General features: G+C 69.9%; 19 protein-coding genes and 1 pseudogene. 13 read left to right on the top strand and 7 right to left on the bottom strand.

All coding sequences use genetic code 11. The annotated features are described in order from the left end of the window. Positions 1–86: 86 nt before the first annotated feature. On the top strand, positions 87–1,640 hold the full coding sequence (locus tag ACRXBZ_RS30760) for an alpha/beta hydrolase (protein ID WP_433882016.1): 1,554 nt from the start codon (positions 87–89) through the stop codon (positions 1,638–1,640). 344 nt (positions 1,641–1,984) lie between these two features. Next, complete coding sequence (locus tag ACRXBZ_RS30755) at positions 1,985–2,527, top strand: AAA family ATPase (protein ID WP_433882015.1); 543 nt, start codon at positions 1,985–1,987, stop codon at positions 2,525–2,527. Positions 2,528–2,530: 3 nt separating this feature from the next. Here the strand turns inward: ACRXBZ_RS30755 and ACRXBZ_RS30750 are convergent, their stop codons facing one another. Next, on the bottom strand, positions 2,531–3,307 hold the full coding sequence (locus tag ACRXBZ_RS30750; protein ID WP_433882014.1) for a DUF4389 domain-containing protein: 777 nt from the start codon (positions 3,305–3,307) through the stop codon (positions 2,531–2,533). Between the two features lie 390 nt (positions 3,308–3,697). Here ACRXBZ_RS30750 and ACRXBZ_RS30745 point away from each other — a divergent pair, with 390 nt between their 5' ends. From ACRXBZ_RS30745 to ACRXBZ_RS30720, 6 genes and pseudogenes are all read left to right on the top strand, one after another. Further along, a complete protein-coding gene (locus ACRXBZ_RS30745) occupies positions 3,698–3,997 on the top strand; it encodes a hypothetical protein (RefSeq protein ID WP_168587373.1) in 300 nt (99 codons plus the stop codon). 51 nt (positions 3,998–4,048) lie between these two features. Then, positions 4,049–5,128 carry a winged helix DNA-binding domain-containing protein gene (locus tag ACRXBZ_RS30740; protein WP_433882013.1) on the top strand — a complete coding sequence of 360 codons (1,080 nt, stop codon included), beginning with the start codon at positions 4,049–4,051 and terminating at the stop codon, positions 5,126–5,128. A gap of 45 nt (positions 5,129–5,173) precedes the next feature. After that, complete coding sequence (msrB, locus tag ACRXBZ_RS30735) at positions 5,174–5,590, top strand: peptide-methionine (R)-S-oxide reductase MsrB (protein ID WP_433882012.1); 417 nt, start codon at positions 5,174–5,176, stop codon at positions 5,588–5,590. A 119-nt stretch (positions 5,591–5,709) separates the two neighbouring features. Beyond that, the gene (locus ACRXBZ_RS30730) at positions 5,710–5,874 is read left to right on the top strand and encodes a type II toxin-antitoxin system HicA family toxin (RefSeq protein WP_433882011.1); all 165 of its coding nucleotides are present in this window, start codon (positions 5,710–5,712) and stop codon (positions 5,872–5,874) included. Continuing rightward, positions 5,871–6,260 (top strand): hypothetical protein, encoded by a 390-nt coding sequence (locus ACRXBZ_RS30725; RefSeq protein ID WP_433882010.1) that lies wholly within the window; start codon positions 5,871–5,873, stop codon positions 6,258–6,260. Before ACRXBZ_RS30730 ends, ACRXBZ_RS30725 begins: the two co-directional genes overlap by 4 nt. 105 nt (positions 6,261–6,365) lie before the next feature. Beyond that, positions 6,366–6,579 (top strand): annotated as a pseudogene (locus ACRXBZ_RS30720) (peptide-methionine (R)-S-oxide reductase); the annotation flags it as partial. 3 nt (positions 6,580–6,582) lie between these two features. On the opposite strand, the gene ACRXBZ_RS30715 reads toward ACRXBZ_RS30720, so the two are convergent. The 5 genes from ACRXBZ_RS30715 to hemE are packed head-to-tail and all read right to left on the bottom strand — an operon-like array spanning position 6,583 to position 10,499. Further along, positions 6,583–6,984 carry a type II toxin-antitoxin system VapC family toxin gene (locus ACRXBZ_RS30715; RefSeq protein WP_433882009.1) on the bottom strand — a complete coding sequence of 134 codons (402 nt, stop codon included), beginning with the start codon at positions 6,982–6,984 and terminating at the stop codon, positions 6,583–6,585. Further along, positions 6,981–7,217 carry a FitA-like ribbon-helix-helix domain-containing protein gene (locus tag ACRXBZ_RS30710; RefSeq protein WP_168590247.1) on the bottom strand — a complete coding sequence of 79 codons (237 nt, stop codon included), beginning with the start codon at positions 7,215–7,217 and terminating at the stop codon, positions 6,981–6,983. Before ACRXBZ_RS30710 ends, ACRXBZ_RS30715 begins: the two co-directional genes overlap by 4 nt. A 54-nt stretch (positions 7,218–7,271) precedes the next feature. Further along, complete coding sequence (hemQ, locus tag ACRXBZ_RS30705; RefSeq protein ID WP_168587368.1) at positions 7,272–7,967, bottom strand: hydrogen peroxide-dependent heme synthase; 696 nt, start codon at positions 7,965–7,967, stop codon at positions 7,272–7,274. 4 nt (positions 7,968–7,971) lie between these two features. Continuing rightward, entirely contained in the window at positions 7,972–9,408 is a 1,437-nt protein-coding gene (gene hemG, locus ACRXBZ_RS30700; RefSeq protein ID WP_433882008.1) for a protoporphyrinogen oxidase, read from the bottom strand. Next, the gene (gene hemE / locus ACRXBZ_RS30695) at positions 9,408–10,499 is read right to left on the bottom strand and encodes a uroporphyrinogen decarboxylase (protein ID WP_168587366.1); all 1,092 of its coding nucleotides are present in this window, start codon (positions 10,497–10,499) and stop codon (positions 9,408–9,410) included. Before hemE ends, hemG begins: the two co-directional genes overlap by 1 nt. A 277-nt stretch (positions 10,500–10,776) precedes the next feature. On the opposite strand from hemE, the gene ACRXBZ_RS30690 reads away from it, so the two are divergent. The 3 genes from ACRXBZ_RS30690 (at position 10,777) to ACRXBZ_RS30680 (ending at position 13,818) form a co-directional block, all read left to right on the top strand. Next, positions 10,777–11,346, top strand: a complete 570-nt coding sequence (locus ACRXBZ_RS30690) for a DUF3000 domain-containing protein (RefSeq protein WP_433882007.1) — start codon at positions 10,777–10,779, stop codon at positions 11,344–11,346. A gap of 568 nt (positions 11,347–11,914) precedes the next feature. Continuing rightward, positions 11,915–12,475 carry a LuxR C-terminal-related transcriptional regulator gene (locus ACRXBZ_RS30685; protein WP_029535248.1) on the top strand — a complete coding sequence of 187 codons (561 nt, stop codon included), beginning with the start codon at positions 11,915–11,917 and terminating at the stop codon, positions 12,473–12,475. Between the two features lie 95 nt (positions 12,476–12,570). Further along, positions 12,571–13,818, top strand: a complete 1,248-nt coding sequence (locus ACRXBZ_RS30680; protein WP_433882006.1) for an HRDC domain-containing protein — start codon at positions 12,571–12,573, stop codon at positions 13,816–13,818. Positions 13,819–13,867: 49 nt separating this feature from the next. On the opposite strand, the gene ACRXBZ_RS30675 is transcribed toward ACRXBZ_RS30680, so the two are convergent. Continuing rightward, a complete protein-coding gene (locus ACRXBZ_RS30675) occupies positions 13,868–14,416 on the bottom strand; it encodes a TIGR03086 family metal-binding protein (RefSeq protein WP_433882005.1) in 549 nt (182 codons plus the stop codon). Between the two features lie 296 nt (positions 14,417–14,712). On the opposite strand from ACRXBZ_RS30675, the gene ACRXBZ_RS30670 reads away from it, so the two are divergent. Next, complete coding sequence (locus ACRXBZ_RS30670; RefSeq protein ID WP_433882004.1) at positions 14,713–15,954, top strand: thiolase family protein; 1,242 nt, start codon at positions 14,713–14,715, stop codon at positions 15,952–15,954. Next, positions 15,951–18,110, top strand: a complete 2,160-nt coding sequence (locus tag ACRXBZ_RS30665; protein WP_433882003.1) for a 3-hydroxyacyl-CoA dehydrogenase NAD-binding domain-containing protein — start codon at positions 15,951–15,953, stop codon at positions 18,108–18,110. Before ACRXBZ_RS30670 ends, ACRXBZ_RS30665 begins: the two co-directional genes overlap by 4 nt. The last annotated feature ends 34 nt before the right edge of the window (positions 18,111–18,144 follow it).

Here is an 18,144-nt window from a genome sequence, read left to right as displayed (position 1 = left end):
TGTCAGGGCCCTCACCGGGGCCTCACCTGGATCGTGCGATGCTGACCCGGTCCAGCGACCACCGCGCCTGCCGACGAGGAGCACCCGTGCCGCGCACCACTCACCGGGTCGGGGTCGCGCTGCTGCCGTTGCTGCTGGTGATCGCCGCGTGCTCGGCCGGACCATCGGAGCGGCCCGCGGTCGCCTACCACGACGGCGAGCAACAGGTCGTCCCCGCGCCGCAGCCGCCAAAACCGGCACCGGTCCCGCCGCTTGGCTCGCCCAGCGACGACTCGCTGAACTGGGAGGACTGCACCGAGCAGACCCGCGGTGAGCTCGGCGGCCTGCCGACGGGCATGACGTTCTCCTGCGCGCGGCTGCTCAGCACGCTGGACGCGCCGGAATCCCCGGAACGCGGCACCGCCCGCATCGCGCTGATCCGAGCCGGGTCCGGCCACGTCCCGCTGGTGGTGCTGGGCGACGTCGGCGGCGAGCCGGGCACGACCTACGCGGCGCGGCTGGCCACCCAACTGCCGCCGGAGCTGCGCAATACCTTCGACATCATCGGGATGGACCGGCGCGGCACCGGCGAGTCCGACCCGGCCGACTGCGTCCCGCCCGCGCAGCGCGACGCGATCGTCGGTTTCGATCCGCGCGCCACCGACCGCACCGCGCTGGACCGGCTGCTCGAATCGGTGCTGCAAGCCAGCCAGGAGTGCCTGCTCGACCTCGACGAGCGGCTGCAGGCCTACGACACCTGGCGGGCAGCCTCCGACCTGGAAGAGCTCCGCCTCGAACTGGGCGTGCCCCGTCTGCACGCGATCGGGCGCGGCGAGGCGGCGCGGCTGCTGACGACGTTCGCCGAGCGCTTCCCGGGGTCGGTCGGTCGCCTGGTGCTCGACGGGGCACCGGACCCGACCCGAGACTCCATCGGCCAAGTGGAATCCCAAGCGCAGAGCGCGGAGCAGACGTTCGACACGTTCGCCGCCGACTGCGTCAGCCGCGGCTGCCCGCTGGGCCCCGATCCGCGGAAGGCGGTCAGCGAGCTCGTCGAGCGGACCCGCGCGACGCCGCTCCCGGCACCGCGTTCCCCGGTCAACGGCGGCCGGGTGGTGCAGGCGATACTGCTGGGCCTTTCCGACCGGGCCACCTGGCCCGCCCTGGCCGAGGCGCTGACCGCCGCCGACCACGGCGATGGCGCCAAGCTAGCCGCGATCAGCGCGCCGCTGGTCGCCCCGCAGGGCGTGAACCCGCCATGGCTCGACGGCGACCTGATCACCAGTTGCAACGACACGACGTTGCGCGTGCCGCCGCAACGCAGCAGCGAACTCGCGCTGGACTGGGTGAACCGGTTCCCGCTGTTCGGCGGTGCCGCCGCGCAGCGCATGGTCTGGTGCGGGTCGTGGCCCGTCCCGCAGCAGCCGCTGCCCTCACCGCGCCGTCCTGACCTGCCGCCGATCCCGGTGATCAGCACCGCAAACGACCCGCTGCTGGGCATGGGCAGCGATCATATGGCCGAGCAGATGCCGACCGGGGTGCTGCTGCGCTGGCAGGGCGCCGGGCACGGCGCCGTCGGCAGGTCGCCGTGCGTGACGGAGGCCGTCAGCCGATTCCTGGTCGAGGGCACCGTGCCGACCGATGGCATGGTCTGCCCGGGATGATCCCGCAAGCACCCCGGGCAGGCCCCCTGCTCAGCCGCAGCTGGAGCAGCAGCCACAGGAAGGACCGCTGCAGCTGCCGCAACAGCTGCAGCCACCCTGGGCTTGTGGAGAACGCTCGGCTTCGGTGCGGACCATCATCGCCTCCCGCGTTTCTGCGAATACCAACGGTTGCGATGGTGCTCGCCGACGGAGCGACCGGGACACCGCTGGCTGAGCGAACCGTTGTCGGCCAACGAGCTGAACAGGTCACATGAAGGCATTGCAATCTGTAACCGGATGCGAAATGAGCATGACAGCAGCGCCGAACGGGTGACAAGATCAACTCTTTGGCGCGAGGAGGCAGCATGCCCGACGAGCACGACCAGGCCGTTCTGCTGATCACCGGCATCCAGGCCGCTGGGAAGTCGACCATCGCCCAAGGCGTCGCGGAGCGGCTGCCGCGCTCGGTGCACGTACGCGGCGATTGCTTCCGGCGCATGGTGATCGGCGGCCGCGAGGAGATGTCCGCGACGCCCTCCGACGAAGCCCTGCGCCAGTTGCGGCTGCGCCACCGGCTCACCGCGCAGACGGCCGATGCGTACTTCGCCGAACGGTTCACGGTCGTCGCGCAGGACGTGATCCTTGGCGAGCACCTGGCGGAGCTCGTCGAGGAGATCCGCAGCCGCCCGCTGTTCGTGGTCGTCCTCGCCCCGTCACCCGAAGCGATCGCGAAGCGCGAAGCAGGTCGCGGCAAGACGGCCTACGACAGCTGGGCGATCGCGGAGCTGAACGAGGTGCTGCACGGGCAGACGCCGCGCATCGGCCTGTGGCTGGACACCTCCGAGCAGACACCGGAGGAGACCGTCGAGGAGATCCTCCGCCGAGCTTGGTCCGAAGCCGCGGTGTGACCGTCAGCGGCCGTACGCGTATTCGTACTGGTATTGGAAGTCCGGCTGGTTCACCGACTGCACGGCGCCATTGGTGACCAGGCCGATAACGCCGAGCACGATGAACACGACCAGCAGGACCCGGCCGCCCTTGGACATCACCAGCGGACGGGTGCCGGGCGACTGGCGCGGCGGGTTGTCCTCCGCCCGAGCGTCGCCGAACAGCTTCTTCGGGTAGGCGCCGGTCAGCAGGTAGAAGTAGGCGTTCGTGCGGAAGCCGTAGCGCAGCACCGCCGCGGAGGCGTCGAAGATCGGCCGGGGGTTGCGGCCCGACACCAGCACGATCAGCCAGATGAAGAACGCCAGCACGCCCCACCCCTGGGCGACGACCGCGCTCACGATCGCGGCGGGGATCACCAGGATGATCCGGAAGAACACCGCCAACCGGTTGAGCTCGCCCGGGCGGACGTCGACCTGCACTGGGTAGTCCGGCTGGGAGACGACGAACGGCGGGTACTCGTCGACGAGCAGCATGTACGACGACGCCACTCGTGCCTGGTAGCCGATGAACATGGCCAGGAAGTCCGAGATCCAGTCCGGCAGCCGCCCCAGGACCAGCGCGGCGAACCAGCCGATGATGACCACCACGGTGGCCGCGATGGACATCAGCCAGAGCACGATGAAGTGCGGGATCAGCAAGATCAGCCGCAATAGGACGGTCCAGCGCCGCTGCCGCTCCGGGGGCGTCACCTCCAGCTCCGGCCGGAACGGACCGTCGGTCTCCGCCGGCTGCACGCTCATCATCGCCTCCCGGGTCCTCAGTGGAGCGCCGCGACTGTAACCATGGCTGCCGAGCCCCTACCGGGGTTCGGACGGCGGCTCGCAGCCCCAATCACTCGATCCAGTGGTCACACGAGCGGAGGGCTCACAACCCGGGATCTCGGCGCGTTTTCAACGGAGAGCAGCAATTCCCGCGATCAGGAGGAACCATGTGCGGCCACGAGCTCGGTCAACTGTCAAAATTCGATGTCGATCAACGCATTCATCACGCTGTCGAGGTTGTCACCTCGTCAGCGGTCACGCACGTCAGCACCGCGACACCCATTGGGCCGCCAGAGCCTGGCCGGTCCTCACGCACTGGCGACAGGTCACTGGCGACAGGTCAGAGGCGGCAGGCGCTACCGTGGGGCCGTGGAACGTGGCGACCGGGATGAGGAGATCGAGCGCCTCGAGGAGGATCTGCACGGGCTCGACCCAGACGATCCCGAGGTGCAGGCCTTCGCCGCGCACCGCGACCGGATGCAGCGGCCGAACTCCGAGGCCACTGTAGAGGGCATGCTGCGCGGCGTGGACGACTTCGCGCAGAGCGTGAACCGGGCGGACGGCCATCGCCGCTTGGTGGCCGTCGTGGTGGTCGTGCTGATCCTGTTCGGAGTGCTGTTCACGGTCTGGAACGCGGTCTTGTTCGTGTTCAGCACCTTCCTCGGCTGATCTGTCGGGGACTTGGGGCACGCTCGCGCCGTTCCTCCGAATCGAGGTGTGATGATCGAGATCGACCGAGAACGCGTCCTGGCCTACCGGCACGCCGTGCAGCAGCTGGACCGCTCCGCAACCGACATCGAAGAGCTCGCCGTGCTGCCGCTCGGCGTGCAGGACAGCCCGGCGGGGTCTGCCCTGCACTCGGTGCGCACGCGGGTGCCCAAAGCCGAACTCCCCGACTCGCTGGCCCTCGGCTGGTCGGTGCGCGGCAGCGCGCACCTGCACCGCGCCGCGGACCTCCCGGAGCTGGCCGGGCGGCTATACCCGATGTCGGACGCGGACGCGGTGGCCCGGATGCCGATCATGAAGTCGGTCGACGCCCCGCTCGCCGTGTTCGGCAAGACGGTGGCGGCGATGCGCGAACATTCCCTTGAACCGACGGATCGGAATTCGCTGAGCGCAGCCGTGACCCGCGACGTCCCGGAGGCCTCGGCGTGGTGCCGGGCCTGCGGTTCGACCCACGTCTTCTACTCGCTGTACCTGCAAACCGGGCTGGCCGCCGGCATCCGGCTCGTCCGCCAATCCGGGCGGCTGCGGATCACGGCGGCCCCGCAGTGGCACGTCCCGCAGCAGACCGCGTGCTTGGACGCGCTGATCCGGGACTGCCTGCGCCTGCTCGGCCCGGGCTCGATCGCCGACATCGCCGCGTTCCTCGGCACCAGCGCCGCGGTGCTGCGGCCGGTCTGGCCGACAGACCTCGTCGAGGTCGCGGTCGACGGCAAGCGCTCGTGGTTCGTGCCGGAAGCCACCGACGCGCTCGCCTCACCGCCGGCACCACGGGGCGTTCGGCTGCTGCCCACCGGCGACCCGTTCCTGCAAGCGCGGGACCGCGCGCAGCTGGTGCCCGACCCCGAACACCGCAAGGCGCTTTGGCGGGCGGTCAGCTCCCCCGGGGCATTGCTCGTCGACGGCGAGATCGTCGGCACCTGGCGGGCCAAGAAGGCGGGCAGCAAGCTCCAGGTGGACGTGCTGGGCTTCCACTCGCTCACCGGCGCCACGCGCACCGAGGTGGACGCCGAAGCCGAGCAGTTGGCCGCGACCCGCGACGCGAAATCGACGGTGGTGGCGTTCGACTCGATCTGACACCGCATCTGTGCAGTCGATCTTCGGACGGATTAGCGTGGAGGCATGGATCCGGTCTCAGGAACCCCGAAGATCACCAAAACCGAGCAGGAGTGGCGGGAACAGCTCAGCCCGAACGAGTACGCGGTGCTGCGCCAAGCAGCCACCGAGCCGGCCTGGCAGGGCGAGTACGTTGACACCAAGGCGGTCGGGGTCTACGAGTGCCGCGGCTGCGGGGCGGAATTGTTCCGCAGCGACACCAAGTTCGAATCGCACTGCGGCTGGCCGTCGTTCTACGACCCGACCGGCAGCGACGCGGTGATCCTCCGCGAGGACCGCTCCCTCGGGATGGTCCGCACGGAGGTCTTGTGCGCCTCTTGCCACGGACACCTCGGCCACCTGTTCGAGGGCGAGGGTTACGGCACCCCCACCGACCAGCGGTATTGCATCAACTCCATCGCGCTGCGGCTGGAACCGCGCTAAGGAAGATCACCCATTTGTCTATCGCGGCTTGACGGTTGCGTCTAGCCCGCTATAGACGTAGCCTGCTGAAGCAACGAGAGCTCGTAAAGAGGATCGCCAAGGCTGCGAAGCGACGAGGTGTGGGCTGGGAGCTAGCCCGTGAAGGCGGCAGCCACGCGATCTACCGTCTTGGGTCAACGATCATTCCGGTCCCGAGGCACACAGAACTCGGCGAGAATCTCGCTCTCAGCATTTTCAAGGAATGCCAGGGGGAGCTCGGGGAGAAGTGGTGGAAGCAGCGATGACTACATATCAGGTGACAGTCACGCGGGACGGCAAGTTCTGGTTGATCCACGTTCCTGCCATCGAACGATGGACCCAGGCGCGCAGGGTCAGCGAGATTCGCGAGATGGCCCAGGACCTCATCGAAATCATGACCGGAGAATCTGCGGAGACCATCGACCTCGACGTCACCATCTCGCTTCCACCAGAGGTGCAAGAGCGCCTGGACCGCGCAGCAGAACTCCGGTCACGAGCCACCCATGCACAAGGGCAGGCGGCCAAGGAACTCCGCGGTGCCGCCCGAACTCTGCACGATCAGGGGATGTCGATGCGCGAGATCGGCGAAGTCCTCGGCATCTCGTACCAGCGAGCACACCAACTGGTCAGCGGGAATCCCAAGGCAGCCTGAAGCACTCGATCAGGGAAGGCGGGCAACGAAGTCGGTGACGTCGACGCGGTGGCGTATCAGATCAACGATCCCGTGCGGTACATGGAGTGATCGCAGAGAAGTCATGCCAACTGCGGCTGGCCGTCGTTCTACGACCCGACCGGCAGCGACGCGGTGATCCTCCGCGAGGACCACTCCTCGGCATGGTCCGCACCGAGGTCCTGTGCGCCGCCTGCCACGGGGACCTCGGCCACGTCTTCGAAGGTGAGGGCTACCCCACTCCACCGACCAGCGCTACTGCATCAACTCGATCGCCGTCCGCCTCGTCCCACCGGAGTGACGATCACATGATCAATTCCACCTTGCACGGGAGCTTGGGAGCGCGGGACAGCCTCGCGTCGGCTGTCAGCAGCGGCACGTCCAGGCCAGCAGCCAGCGCCACGTAGAGCGCGTCATAGAACGTGACCACACCACGCAACTCCCACGCGGCTTGGCTGAGCGGACCTACGTGGGGATAGCGGTGGTCGACCAAGTGCTTCATCGCGAGGAGCGCAGTCGTCGCGGCTTCCGCCTCGATCTGCCCGCCCAATTCCTGCCTTCTAAGCACGTTCCCGACCTCTGCGTCGACAAGGTGCGGTGCGTGGCACTCGCTCTGCAGCAGCCGACGGCGCACCTCACGGGCCCCGTCCGACACGACTGTGGTTGCCAACACGAGGGTCGAGGCGTCAACGACGAATTCGCTCAACGCCGATCAGCATCCTTTGCCGCGAGGATGCTCTCGACGGTCACTCCGGTGCCGCGATCGTGAGCGAGTGCCGCCTCGACTGCCGCGAGTGCTTCTTCCTTCGTCCGGCGCGACGCCATGCGCACGACTTCATCGCGCATGTACGCCTGCAGCGACATCCCAGCGGATCGTGCTCGTTTGCGGATCGTCTCGTACGCCTCTTCCGGGATGTCCCGGATCTGAATGGTCGCCATAGCGCGATAATAGCGCAACAGCGCTATTATCGCGCTAATCCCACGGCCGCCCGGTCAGGGGAGGCGGGTCACCAAGTCTGGTACGCCGACCCGGTGACCGGTGTAGAACGGGATCTCCTCGCGGACGTGGAGGCGGGCTTCGGTGCCGCGCAGGTGGCGCATCAGATCGACGATCCGGTGCAGCTCGTCCGCCTCGAAGGCCAGGATCCACTCGTAGTCGCCCAGCGCGAACGAGGCCACCGTGTTCGCTCGGACGTCCGGGTAGTCCCGGGCTTCCTTGCCGTGGTCGGCCAGCATCGTGCGGCGCTCGTCATCCGGCAGCAGATACCACTCATAGGAGCGCACGAACGGGTACACGCAGATGTACTTGCGCGGCTCCTCGCCCGCCAGGAAGGCCGGGATGTGGCTCTTGTTGAACTCCGCCGGGCGGTGCAGCGCGACGTTGCTCCACACCGGTTCGGACGCCTGCCCCAGCGGGGTCTCCCGGCGGAACCCGGTGTAGGCCGCCTGCACTTCCTCGATCCGCTCCGAGTGCCACCAGATCATGTAGTCCGCGTCGGCGCGCAGCCCGGAGACGTCGTAGACGCCGCGGACCACGACACCGGACTCGGCCAGCGAGTCCAGGTACTCCTGGGTCTGCTGCGCGGCCTTCTCCCGGTCCTCGGGCAGGGTGCCCTGCTCGATCCGGAAGACCGACCACATGGTGTAGCGGATCGTGTCGTTGAGCTCGTTGTAGTTCAGCCGCGCCATGTCCTCATCGTCCCACTTCGCGGGGACCGGCCCGCAGGAGGTCTCGCGTGATATCGGTCGCTGCCGCCGTCCCGGTGGCGATGCAGGCCGGGACGCCGACGCCGTGCAAGGCCGCACCGGCGATCGCCAGCCCCGGCACCTCGGCCACGGCGCGTTCGACGTCTGCGATGAGGTCCAGGTGACCCACTCCGTACTGCGGCAGGGCGCCGCCCCAACGCACCACCACGGAGTCCACCGGAACCGCGGAGGTCCCGGTCAGCGCCGCGAAATCCGCCGCGACCCGGCGCAGCACCTCGGCGTCGTCCAGGCGGAGCTCCGCAGCCTCGCCGAACCGGCCGACCGAGCCGCGCACGAGCAGCTCGCCGTCCGTTCCGCACAGGTGCGGCCACTTCTTGCTGGAGAAGGTGAACGCCTTGGCGGTGAACGGGGTCCCGTCGGCGTGCTGCTCGCCGCGCGCGATCAGCACCCCGGATGCCTCGGGCAGCCGCGTGTCCGGCGGTAGGGCGAGCCCGACCACGATCGAAGACGACTGTTCCACCGCCGCAAGCTTCGCCGCTGCCGCCGGAGCGGCGTCGTCGAGCAGCTTGCGGGCGGCCGGTGCGGGCACTGCGAGCACCACGGCGTCGACATCCAGGAACTCCGGGCTGGGCGCGGCACCGATCTCCAGGCGCCAGCCGGAATCGGTTCGTGCCAGCTGCCGCACCGGGAACCCCAGCCGCACTTGGGCGTCGGCGGCGATCAGCAGCCGGTCGATCAGTTCCCGGTAGCCGTAGCGAAACGCGCCGAAAACCGGTGGTTCCGGCGAGTCTGCCGGTTTCGGCGAGGGCAGTGCCGAGGCCGCTGCAGCGGTGATCGACTCCGCTCCGGCGTCGAGTGCCGCGGCCAGCGCCGGAATTGTCGCCCGCAAGCCGAGCAAGTCCGCATTGCACGCGTAGACGCCGCCCAACAGCGGCTCGACGAGGCGGTCGACGACCTCGTCGCCGACCCGCCCGCGCAGCAGCTCGCCGACCGAGATGTCGGCGCCCCCGAGCCGAACGGGCGGCAGGTCCGCCTCCGCCCGGACCGCGGCCACCCCGGCCTGGGAAAGCACGTCCTGCACCGCGTCCGCCGAAGCCGGGACGCCCATCACGGTCCCATCGGGCAACCGGCAGGTCCGGCCGCCGACGCGCACGGTCGCGGACACCGCACCCGGGTGCACGACTTCTTCGGGCACGCCGAGCTCCTCCACGAGCTGCCGGACTTCCGGGCGCCGGTCGAGGAATGCCTCCGCCCCGACGTCGTAGCGGCAACCGGCCAGCTCGACCGTGCGGAGCTTGCCGCCAAGCCGGTCACCCTGCTCCAGCAGCACGATCTCGGCATCCGGCCCCAGCTCGCGACGAAGCCGGTAGGCGGCGGTGAGACCAGCGATCCCGCCTCCGACGACCGCGATCCGGTGCGCCATCACTGCTCGCTCGCGGCGTGCACCAGCTCGACGACGCGCGTGAGCACCTCGGGGTCGGTGGTGGGCAGCACCCCGTGACCGAGGTTGAAGATGTGCCCGCCGGCGGCCTTGCCCTCGCCGAGGATCCGGTGCACCTCGCGCTCGATCGCGTCCCAGCCGGCGAACAGCACCGCCGGGTCGAGGTTGCCCTGCACCACCGGCTCGGCCGCGTCCGGCAACGCCGCCCGCAGCCGGTTCGCGGCCTCGTCCAGCGGCACCCTCCAGTCCACACCGACCACGTCGGCGCCGGCGGAGCGCATCGCGCCGAGCAGCTCGCCGGTGCCCACCCCGAAGTGGATCTTCGGCACGTCCGCGATCTCCGCGATGCTGGCGAAAATCCGCCGGCTGTGCGGCAGCACGAACTCGCGGTAGTCGCGCAGCGACAGGGCCCCGGCCCAGGAGTCGAAGAGCTGGATCGCATCGACCCCGGCCGTCACTTGCGCCTCCAGGAACTCCAGCGTCGTGTCCGCCAGCCGCTCCAGCAGCGCGTGCCAGGTCTGCGGGTCGGAGTGCATCAGCGCCTTGGTGCGCTCGTGGTTGCGGCTCGGGCCGCCCTCCACCAGGTAGGAGGCAAGCGTGAACGGGGCGCCGGCAAACCCGATCAGCGGCGTTTCCCCCAGTTCGCGCACCAGCAGTCCGATCGCGTCGGCGACCGGAGCGACCTGCGCCGGGTCCAGTCTCGGCAGCGCGGCGACGTCGGCGGCGGTACGCACCGGGTTCGACACGACCGGGCCGGTGCCCGCGACGATGTCGAGCCCTATGCCGGCCGCGTAAAGCGGCAGCACGATGTCGCTGAAGAGGATCGCGGCGTCCACTCCGTGCCGGCGCACCGGCTGCAGCGTGATCTCGCTGACCAGTTCCGGCGTCAGGCACGCCTGCAGCATCGGCACGCCCTCGCGGACCCTGCGGTACTCCGGCAGCGAACGACCCGCCTGCCGCATGAACCAGACCGGGGTGTGCCGGGGGGTACCGCCGCGAGCGGCGACGAGCAGGGGGGCGTCGGCGAGGTCCCGGCGGGCCGAGACCGGCGCGGAGTTCGCGGAGTTCGTCATCGAGGTCGCTGTCCGTATGTCGATCGGTATCCCTGGGACGGCGCCGCGGCGGGCCGGCCGGGCTTGCGCGGCAATCTTCGCACGCCTGCCTCCCGCCCCTGGCCGAGAGTCTGCCGTTGGCCGCTGACACGCCCTCGCCCCGGAACGCCACGCTGTCCGCGCCGCCACGCTGTCCGCGCCGCCACGCATAGTCAAGCGCGAAGCTCGCGCATCCCCCGTTCGGCGTGCCTCCGCCACCGCCCGCGTTCGGCCGCCTACAGTCGCCGGCGTGACGGAGATGTCGGCGACGCCCGAAGTCTTCCGGCAGGCTGTTGCCGCGTTGACGTCGTTCCGCCCGCGGGCCGAGATCGAGCTGAGCGAGGTCGGGCCACCGAAGCGCCTGGCGCCCTGGGCGCATGCGCTCGCCGCGGAGGCGAACGGGCCGGCCGGCGAGCTCGCCACCGCTCGGCTGGTGCTTCTCTACGACCCGGAGGGTCAGGAGGCGTGGGACGGCGTGTTGCGGCTCGTCGTCTACCTGCGGGCCGAACTCGACCCGGAACTGGCCACCGACCCGCTGCTGCCGGCGGTGGGCTGGTCGTGGCTGACCGACGCGTTGGAGGACTCCGGCGCGTCCTGGACCGCCCTTGGCGGCACGGTCACGCTGACCTCGTCGGCCCGGTTCGGCGACATCGCGGGCCCGACCCGCAGCCATGACCTGGAACTGCGCGGCTCCTGGACGGCCACCGACGCTCAGCTGGAACCGCACGCGGCCGCGTTCCACGTATTGATGGCGAGTGCAGCGGGCTTGCCACCGGAAGGCGTCTCGATGCTCGGCGGACGGCCCAGCGACACGGCTCCGCGAGACTGAATCCGGATAGCCCGATCACCGGCTGTGCCGGTCGACTCCGGCGCGTAAGGTTCGGCGCAACCGATCCGCTCCCTCGCGGCGGCGACACGCCGAAGCGCGATTTCCTTTCGCGAAGACCTGGCGGGACCCCGAAACCGTTGATTGCGAAACTTTTCACAATTCACATCCATATTACGTCGCTTGGCCACGCTCCGACGTTACGGAGATAGCTCACGGTCACCCAAAAGAGCGATACGATCATGTTCAGGTAACAACTCGATCGGGATAGATACCCGATTGATCGTCCCGCTGACCCGCTTGGGCGGTTACGCTGCCCCCGACGACACCACTTTCGGTCGATCAGTGGCGCGGCTGATTGGTCGAGAGTCCCGGTGCCGGTCGGGGGGCACGACCGACTCCAGGGAGGTAGTGACGTGGCTGCCGTCGGCTTAGGTCAGGCCGCTCGAACCACGCCCGCCGGCACTTTGCCGGCCAACATGTCCCGCACCCGCGGGAAGAGCTGTTCACGGTGCTCGTGGTGGACGACCATCCGCTGCTCCGGGAGGCAATCGCCGCCCGGCTGCTGCAGATGGGCGCCGGCACGGTGCACGAGGCTGCATCCATGGCCGAAGCCAGGGCTCGCGCCCTGGCGACCGGTCCTTGCGACCTCGCAATTCTCGATCTCGGGCTCCCGGACGGGACCGGCATCGAGCTGGTAACCGAACTCCGGAGCCAGGGCTGGCCACGGATCGTGGTGCTCGCTTCGTCGGATGACCCGTATGCGGTCCGGGCTGCCTTCCAGGCAGGTGCGCAGGCGTACCTGCTGAAGTCGGCCTCGCCGATGGTGGTCACCGACGGTGTGCGCCGCGTGCTCGACGGCGGCGTGTACGCCGATCCCAGCGTGGCTCCGGTGCTTGCCGCCGGTACCCGCGTGCCGGGAACGGACAACACGCCTCGCGAGCTGTCCGGGCGCGAAGTCGAGGTGCTCCAGTTGGTGGCCGACGGCCGCTCCAACAAGGAGATCGGCGAGGCCCTGAACCTGTCCGCGCTCACGGTGAAGAGCCACCTGTCGCGGATAGGGCGCAAGCTGGGCACCGGCGACCGGGCACAGATGGTTGCGCTGGCCATGCGGGCCGGCGTGATCCGATGACCGGACGCTGACGCACCTGCATCGGGCGGTCGACCCGACGAGCTCGGGTGGAGTGGCCCCACGGCGCGGGCCGAAGCACGTAAGGTCTGGTAGCCGTGGAAGCTGCAAGCCCCGAGACCGTTGGGTCCGACCGCCCGGAGCCGGTGTTGTTGACCGAACCCACCGACGGCGTGCCGCCGGTGGTGGACACACCGGCCGCGTTGAACGCGGCCGCAGACGCACTGGCTGCGGGGACCGGACCGGTCGCCGTGGACACCGAGCGCGCTTCGGGTTACCGCTACTCGCAACGCGCCTACCTGGTGCAACTCCGCAGAGAAGGCGCTGGCACCGTGCTGGTGGACCCGATCGCGCTGGACGGTGCGCTTGATCCGCTGCTGCCGGCCTTGGCCGACGCGGAGTGGGTGCTGCACGCGGCGTCGCAGGACCTGCCGTGTCTCGCCGAGCTCGACCTGCGTCCGGCGCGCTTGTTCGACACCGAACTGGCTGGTCGGCTCGCCGGGTTCGAGCGCGTGTCGCTCGGTGCGCTCGTGGAGCGCATGCTCGGCTACCGGCTGGAGAAGGGCCACAGTGCGGCGGACTGGTCTCGCCGACCGCTCCCCCAGGACTGGCTGGTGTACGCCGCACTGGATGTGGAGCTGCTGACCGCCCTGCGCGACGCGATGCGCGACGAGCTGGAGCGGCAGGGCAAGCTGGACTGGGCGCACGAGGAGTTCGAGGCGGTCCGCACCGCCGCGCCCGCCGCGCCGCGTGCCGAGCCTTGGCGCCGCACGTCCGGCATTCACCGGGTGCGCAATCCTCGACAGCTGGCGGCCGTTCGAGCCCTGTGGGAGACCCGGGACAACGTCGCGCGGGATCGCGATCTCGCGCCGGGACGCGTGCTGCCGGACTCCTCGATCGTGCAGGCCGCGCAGGCCAATCCGAAGACCGAGGCCGACCTAGTCGCCCTGCCGGTGTTCGGCGGGCGTCAGCAACGGCGCCGGGCCGCGATGTGGTTGCAGGCCCTGCGGGCGGCGCGTCGGCTGGAGAACGACGAGCTGCCGGCCCCGGCCTCACCGCACGAGGGCCCGCCCCCGACGAACCGCTGGGCCGACCGGGATCCGGCGGCCGCGGCGCGGCTGTCCGCGGCGCGTTCGGCGCTGTCGAAGATCGCCGAGCGCAACAACCTGCCGGTGGAGAACCTGCTGCTCCCCGACCTGGTCCGGCGGACCTGCTGGACCCCGCCGGAGGACCGCAGCGCCTACGGCGTGGCCGGGCTGCTGCGCGACAAGGGCGCCCGCGAGTGGCAGATCAACCTCACGTCCGAGGCCCTGAGCAAGGCCCTCCACGCGACGGCCACGGACTGACGTTCGCCGGGCGGCGGTTCCGCGCGGAGCCGCCGCACGGGATCGTCGACTACGGTTTGCGGCCGAGGAAGGCGAGCAGGCGGTCCTGCTCGGGCGCGTCGTCGGCGATGCGGACCTCTGGGCCGCAGACTCCCTTGTGCCGGATGTTGTCCCCAAGGGCGAGAACATCGGCGTACACCCTCGTCACCTCTTCCGCCGGCAGCCGCTCGTCCTGTCCGGTGGCCCTGGCGATGTCCCATCCGTGCACGAGCAGGTCGAAGCACAGGAACCGGTCGATCGTCGCCTCGGCCGTGGTGCGGCCGAACATCCCGTCGTACTCCTGCCGCGCCCGCTGCGGATCGTCGAGCAGCGCTTGGAGTGCGTCGCGGGCCTCCAACCACGCTCCAAACGGGTTATCGTCGACAACCTTCGCCAGGGTGACCGTCAAGCCCGCCCAGCTGGGGATGTCGCGGTGCAGATCAATGACGTGGCGCAGGACGTCCAGCGTGGTCCAGCCTTCGCAGGGAGACTGCGTCGCCCACGTGTCAGCGGGCACCGCCTCGACTCGGCGGGTGAACTCGGCAGCCAGCGCTCGGTAGCGCTCGGAGGTTTCGCTCATGCCGTCAGCCTGAACCATTACGAGCCGCCTGTCGTGTACGGATCGGACTTCAGCGGCCGACGAGCGCGCCCGGGCGCGAGGTCCGAAGCCAGGTCCGGGGCCACCGCCGTAGGCACGTACAGCACGGAGTCAGCCTAGAAGTGGCCACCGACGGAGGCGCTGATCAAGATGTGAGACAGCCGACACGCGCGCCCATGTGGTTACCGGTGGGTAATAAGCGCTAGAGTGCGGTTCCCGGCCGGTAGAGACGGTCTGATCCGGTCGGCACCATCCACCAAGCCAGTGAGGAGCACGCCGTGGCCGCACCTGCGTCGGCACCCGCCGACAGCCGCAGCCGCCAAGCGGTTCGGGACGTGGTCTTCGTCGACGGCGTACGCACGCCGTTCGGCAAGGCCGGTTCGAAGGGCCAGTACGCCCAGACCCGCGCCGACGACATGGTCGTCAAGGTCATCCGGGAGCTGCTGCGGCGGCACCCGGAACTGCCGGCGGAGCGCATCGACGAGGTCGCCATCGCCGCCACCACCCAGATCGGCGACCAGGGCCTGACCATCGGCCGCAGCGCGGCGCTGCTGGCCGGGCTGCCCAAGTCGGTCCCCGGCTTCGCCATCGACCGGATGTGCGCCGGCGCCATGACGGCGGTGACCACCGTGTCCAGCGGCATCGCCTTCGGTGCCTACGACGTGGCGATCGCCGGCGGCGTCGAGCACATGGGCAACCACCCGATGGGCGAGGGCGTCGACCCCAACCCGCGCTTCGTCTCCGACCAGATCGTCGACCCGTCGGCGCTGATCATGGGCTCGACCGCGGAGAACCTGCACGACCGGTTCCCGACGCTGACCAAGCAGCGCACCGACGCCTACGCGGCCCTGAGCCAGCAGCGCTACGACGAGGCTCTACGGGCCGGGAAGATCACGCCGGACCTGGTCGCGGTGTCCACCCGCTCCGAGCAGGGCTGGGGCCTGGCCACCACCGACGAGCCGCCACGCCCGGGCACCACGGTCGAAGCGCTGAGCGGTCTGAAGACGCCGTTCCGGCCGCACGGCCGGGTCACCCCGGGCAACGCCGCGGGCCTCAACGACGGCGCGACGGGCTGCCTGCTGGCCGACGCGGACACCGCCGCCGAGCTCGGCCTGCCGGTCGGGATGCGGCTGGTCGGCTACGCCTTCGCCGGCGTGGAGCCGGAGGTGATGGGCGTCGGACCGGTGCCCGCCACCGAGAAGGCGCTGCAGCGCGCCGGGCTGACCATCGACGACATCGGCCTGTTCGAGATCAACGAGGCCTTCGCCGTGCAGGTGCTGGCGTTCCTGGAGCACTTCGGCATCGCCGACGACGATCCGCGGGTCAACCCGTGGGGCGGCGCGATCGCCTGCGGTCACCCGCTGGCGTCCTCCGGCGTGCGGCTGATGACCCAGCTGTCCCGGCACTTCGCCGAGCGCCCCGAGGTGCGCTACGGCATCACGACCATGTGCATCGGCTTCGGCATGGGCGGAACGGTCATCTGGGAAAACCCGAACTACAACGCAGGAGGCGCCCGATGACAGTCGGAACTTCGACGACGGACTTCGCGGCGCTGTTCCCCGACGAAGTGGTGACCAAGGCGTTCACCAGGCTCGTCGACGTGCCCGGCCTGGGCGGCAAGCTCGCGCTGATCACCATCGACAACGGCCATGACCACACCCGGCCGTCCACCTTCGGCCCGGGCGGTCTGGCCAGCCTGAAGGCCGCGCTGGACGAGGCGTTCGCCGCCGAGCCAGCGGCCATCGCGGTCACCGGCAAGCCGTTCGTGTTCGCCGTGGGCGCGGACCTCTCCGGCATCGGGCGGATCACCGAGCGAGAGCACGCCCACCAGATCGCCCAGGCCGGGCACGACGTGTTCCGCCGGCTCACCGAGTCGAAGATCCCGACCTTCGCGTTCGTCAATGGCGCGACGCTCGGCGGCGGCCTGGAGCTGGCGCTGTCCTGCCACTACCGGACGGTGGCGTCGAACGCGGGCGCCATCGCGTTCCCGGAGTGCTTCCTGGGCCTGTTCCCGGGCTGGGGCGGCACCCAGCTGCTGCCGAACTTGATCGGGCCGGATGCCGCGGTGTCGGTGATTATCGAGAACGCGCTCAGCCAGAACCGGATGCTCAACCCGAAGAAGGCCCGTCAGCTGGGCATCTTCGACGAGCTGCTGGAGAGCCCGGACTTCCTGGAGGAGTCGGTGCGGTGGGCGGTCCGGGTGGTCAACGGCGAGCAGGTTGTGACTCGCCCGGAGATCGACCGCGGCAAGGCCTGGGACGACGCCGTCGCCCGCGCCAAGGGCATCGTCGAGTCCCGCACCCACGGTGCTTCCCCCGCGGTGACCAAGGCCGTCGAGCTGATCGAGCTGGCCAGGGGCAACGACCTCGACGCGGGCTACGCCGCCGAGACCGAGGCGCTGACCGACGCGCTGATGTCCGACGAGCTGCGCTCCGGGCTCTACTCCTTCGACCTGACCCAGAAGCGCGCCAAGCGGCCCGCCGGGGCGCCCGACAAGTCGTTGGCGCGCAACGTCACCAAGGTCGGCGTGGTCGGCGCCGGGCTGATGGCCGGTCAGCTGGCGCTGCTGTTCGTGCGCCGCCTGGAGGTGCCGGTGGTGATCACCGACGTCGACCAGGAACGCATCGACCGCGGCGTGGGCTACATCCACGGCGAGATCGACAAGCTCGCCGCCAAGGGCCGCCTGTCGACGGACGCGGTGAACCGGCTCAAGGCACTGGTCACCGGCTCGCTGGACAAGAGGGCGTTCGCCGACGCCGACTTCGTCATCGAGGCCGTCTTCGAGGAGATGTCGGTCAAGCAGCAGGTGTTCGCCGAGCTGGAGGAGCATGTCTCCCCCGAGGCGATCCTGGCCACCAACACCTCGTCGCTGTCGATCACCGAGATGGGCTCGAAGCTGAGGAACCCGGAGCGGGTCGTCGGCTTCCATTTCTTCAACCCGGTCGCGATGCTGCCACTACTGGAGGTGGTGCGCGGCGAGCAGACCGACGACGCGGCGCTGGCGACGGCGTTCAAGGTCGGCAAGCAGCTGAAGAAGTCGTGCGTGCTGGTCAAGGACGCGCCGGCGTTCGTGGTGAACCGGCTGCTGACCCGGTTCATGGGCGAGGTCATCGCGACCATCGACGAGGGCACGCCGTTCGACGTGGCCGACGACGCACTGGAGCCGCTGGGCCTGCCGATGACCCCGATGGTGCTGCTGCAGCTGGTCGGCCCCGCGGTCGCCCAGCACGTCAACGAGACGATGCACGCGGCCTACCCGGACCGGTTCGGCCTCAGCGACAACATGCAGCGGTTCGTCGACGCGGGCAAGACCGCGGTGTGGATCACCGACGAGTCCAGTCAGTCAGCTGCGCGAAGCGCCTCCGTGGATGGCCGGGCGACGGGCGGGCAAGTCGTGGACCCCGAGGTCGCGGCGCTGTGGGAGCAGGGCGACAAGCCGTCGACGTCCGAGCAGGTCCGCGAGCGGGCGCTGAACGCGCTGGCCGAGGAGATCGGGATCATGCTCGACGAGGGCGTGGTCGCGGAGGCGCAGGACATCGACCTGTGCATGCTCCTCGGTGCGGGCTGGCCGTTCTGGCTTGGCGGCGTCACGCCGTACCTGGACCGCGCGGGCATCGCGGAGAAGGTCAACGGCAAGCGCTTCCTCGCCCCGGGAGTGGCCTCCGTCCCGGCCTGATCATGTGCAAGAGGGGCCGGGGCGGCAAACGCTC

Origin of the sequence: Saccharopolyspora hattusasensis, from assembly GCF_050972075.1 — a bacterium.
Classification (GTDB): Bacteria; Actinomycetota; Actinomycetes; order Mycobacteriales; family Pseudonocardiaceae; genus Saccharopolyspora; species Saccharopolyspora hattusasensis.
This window is presented reverse-complemented; position numbering and strand designations above follow the sequence as displayed.